The sequence below is a fragment of the Staphylococcus sp. GDH8C109P genome (genome assembly GCF_017893405.1).
GTDB lineage: Bacteria > Bacillota > Bacilli > Staphylococcales > Staphylococcaceae > Staphylococcus > Staphylococcus cohnii.
On the sequence record NZ_JAESMX010000003.1, the window covers coordinates 1 to 2,719 of the forward strand.

2 protein-coding genes are annotated in these 2,719 nt (G+C 29.3%); both read left to right on the plus strand.

Annotated features, from left to right (window positions below; genetic code table 11):
* Positions 1–123: 123 nt before the first annotated feature.
* Positions 124–945 carry a putative RNA methyltransferase gene (locus KA867_RS01645; protein ID WP_050482502.1) on the plus strand — a complete coding sequence of 274 codons (822 nt, stop codon included), beginning with the start codon at positions 124–126 and terminating at the stop codon, positions 943–945.
* Positions 946–1,126: 181 nt separating this feature from the next.
* Positions 1,127–2,131, plus strand: coding sequence for a protein rep (locus KA867_RS01650; protein ID WP_078099832.1), 1,005 nt, complete (start codon positions 1,127–1,129; stop codon positions 2,129–2,131).
* The last annotated feature ends 588 nt before the right edge of the window (positions 2,132–2,719 follow it).

Genomic DNA, 2,719 nt, shown 5'->3' on the forward strand with positions numbered 1-2,719 from the left:
GAGCTATTAAGCCGACCATTCGACAAGTTTTGGGATTGTTAAGGGTTCCGAGGCTCAACGTCAATAAAGCAATTGGAATAAAGCAACTTTGTTATTTATAATTATTTGATTGGAGGTGTGAATATGTTTTTTAAGTGTTCTATATGTGATGAAAAATTAAAGAGAGGTTATAAAACTTTAGCATGTGAGAATAACCATACTTTTGATATTGCAAAAGAGGGGTATTCGAATTTAATTTTAGGGCATAAAAAAAGTAAATACGATAAAAAATTGTTTATTGCTAGAAGAGAATTGAATGATAGTAGCAATTTGTATTCGACATTAATTTTAAAAATCATAGAAATTATTAAAAAATATGAGATTAAAACTAAAAATAATGTAATAGATGTTGGTACTGGTGAGGGTTATATTTTAAATGAAATCAGTAAGTCATTTCTTGGTGGAAATGAATTCTTAGGTATAGACATTGCAAAAGAAGGTGTAAAAAAAGCAGCAAAATCATATAAAAATATAAATTGGTTGGTTGCTGATCTAGCTGATATACCAGTTATGAATGGGAATGTAGACTTTTTAATTAATGTGCTTAGCCCTTCTAATTATGATGAGTTTAAAAGAGTTCTAGATAAAGAGGGGAAATTGATAAAAATAATTCCTAATAGTGATTATTTAAAAGAAATAAGGAATATAGTCTTTAGTAATCATAAAAATAAGGATTATGATAATTCTGATGTTATAGATTTATTTGAAGCTAATTTTAATAAAATTGAAATGATAGACATTAGTTATAAGGTTAAATTAAATAAAGAAGAATTGAATAAATTACTTGATATGACGCCTTTAACGTGGAATTTAAGTGACGTAGAAAAAGAAGGAATAATTAAGAAAAACTTAAGTGAAATTACGATGAGTTTTAAGGTTTTGGTTGGTGGTTTTAAAACGAGTTGAAAACGAGTTTCTTCTTGTCTTGATACTATATAGAAATAACAATCTTTTTTTATATTAGCTTTAAACGCTGATAAATCAATGTTTTCGTTATTTTTTAGTGTATAAAATAATATTTGACATAAAAAAGCCCCAGTTATAAGATTTAATTGTCGAGAAAAAATCTAACTGGGGGTCTTTTTATATGCAAGACAATCATACAAAATATATAGACGAAAATCAAGATAATAAAACACTTAAAGATTTAACGAAAAGTGGGAAACAACGCCCATGGAGAGAAAAGAAAATTGATAATGTAAGTTATGCAGATATATTGGAAATCTTAAAAATTAAAAAGGCTTTTAACGTAAAACAATGTGGTAACGTCTTAGAGTTCAAGCCTACTGATGAGGGTTATTTGAAGTTACATAAGACATGGTTTTGTAAATCAAAATTATGTCCAGTTTGTAATTGGAGGCGTGCTATGAAAAATAGTTATCAAGCTCAAAGAGTGATTGAAGAAGTGGTTAAAGAAAAGCCAAAGGCACGTTGGTTATTCCTTACGTTATCAACAAGAAATGCGATAGACGGAGATACTTTAGAACAAAGTTTAAGTCATTTAACTAAGTCATTTCATAGATTAACTAAGTATAAAAAAGTTAGTAAAAATTTAGTTGGTTTTATGCGTTCAACGGAAGTAACCGTTAATAAAAATGACGGTAGTTATAATCAACATATGCACGTTTTATTATGTGTCGAAAGTAAATATTTTAGAGGTTCTGAGAATTATATTTCCCAGAATGATTGGATTGATTTATGGCAAAAAGCATTGCAAGTTGATTATCGACCAGTCGCAAACATCAAAGCGATCAAACCAAATCAAAAAGGCGATAAAGATATTCAAGCAGCAATTAAAGAAACCTCAAAGTATTCGGTTAAATCGTCTGATTATTTAACTGGAAACGAAGAAAAGGACGCAGAGATTGTTGATGATTTAGAAAAAGGTTTATACCGAAAACGTATGTTGAGTTATGGTGGATTGCTTAAACAAAAACATAAAATTTTAAATTTAGATGATGCTGAAGATGGCAATTTAATTAATACAAGTGACGAAGATAAAACAACAGACGAAGAAGAAAAAGCACATTCAATTACGGCAATTTGGAATTTTGAAAAACAAAATTATTACTTAAAAGATTTGAAACGTTAGCTAAAAAGCTAGCGTTTTTTTATGCTTTTTTGCCCCTGCGGGAACTATAGCGTTCAACCAGCATGGTTGCCCAGTTTTTACGCAAAAAAATAATTTTGTGCGTAACTGGGCAGTGTCTGAATTTTTTTGCCATTACATGCTAAATTTTAATTTGCATGTAAATGGGCAGTGTCTAAAAAATTAGTCACTGGTTTTGCTCAAATTTTTGTTTTTGAAAATAGCATATATTTATTTGGCTCATATTTGCGTTTTAAGAGATTATATAAGTTTTTAGGTATAAAACTATATGATTTACCCCTAAATCTTTAAAATGACCCCTTAAAATTCAAAATAAAGCCATTTAAAATTCAACAAAACAAAAAAGCCACCATTTAAAATTTTGGCGACTTACAAAATGCATTAGCAATTCTCAATATAGTTGACCAACTATTTGATTTCTTAAATTAATTATAACAAGAACACGCATTTATGCCGAGAAAATTTATTGATGTTGAGAAGAACCCTTAACTAAACTTGCAGACGAATGTCGGCATAGCGTGAGCTATTAAGCCGACCATTCGACAAGTTTTGGGATTGTTAAGGGTTCCG